The 705-nt window shown below is 69.8% G+C and carries 1 protein-coding gene; it reads right to left on the bottom strand.

Annotated elements, in window-relative coordinates; all coding sequences use genetic code 11:
• Nucleotides 1-705, bottom strand: a 705-nt coding sequence (locus D7Y13_RS41950) for an aldo/keto reductase (protein ID WP_147452668.1), incomplete at both ends; no start/stop codon positions are given.

Raw genomic sequence — 705 nt, 5'->3', positions numbered from 1 at the left:
GGGCAGTTCACGGCGGGGTGGCCCAGGATGAACTTGAGGAAGAACTGGGCCCAGCTGGTGCAGTCGAAGTCCGCGGCCCAGGCCGGCAGGGCGCGGCCCTTCATCTTGCGGAAGAGGTTGCCCTTGTCGAAGGGCTCCATCACCAGCACGGCGACGCCGTGCTCCTTCGCCGCGGGCAGCAGGCGCGCCTCCGCGTCGCGCATCGCGAGCGAGTAGGGCAGCTGCACGAAGTCCAGGGCGCTGCTCTTGATGTGGCGCTCCAGGTCGTCGAAGGCGTTGCGCGCGTAGTGGGTGACGCCGATGTAGCGGATCCTCTTCGCGGCCTTCAGCTCGCGCAGCACGGGCAGGTGGGTGTCCACGTCGAGCAGGTTGTGCACCTGCATCAGGTCCATGCGGCCGTGGCCCATGCGCTGGAGCGAGGCCTGGATTTGAGCGGCGCCCTCGGCCTTGCCGCGCGTCCAGACCTTGGTGGCCAGAAAGGGCGTCTTCTCCTGGCCGGACTGCTTCAGCAGGTCGCCCACCACGGCCTCGGAGCGGCCGTACATGGGCGACGAGTCGATGAGGCGCGCGCCCGAGGCGAAGAACTTCTGGAGGACCTGGGCCAGGGGGGCGCGTTCGTTCGCGGCGCCGCCGACGTCGAAGGTCTGCCAGGTGCCGAGGCCGATGACGGGCAGGGCCTCGCCCGAGCTGGGGATGGGACGGGTG

The sequence above is a fragment of the Corallococcus praedator genome, assembly GCF_003612125.1.
Lineage (GTDB): Bacteria > Myxococcota > Myxococcia > Myxococcales > Myxococcaceae > Corallococcus > Corallococcus praedator.
This window is presented reverse-complemented; position numbering and strand designations above follow the sequence as displayed.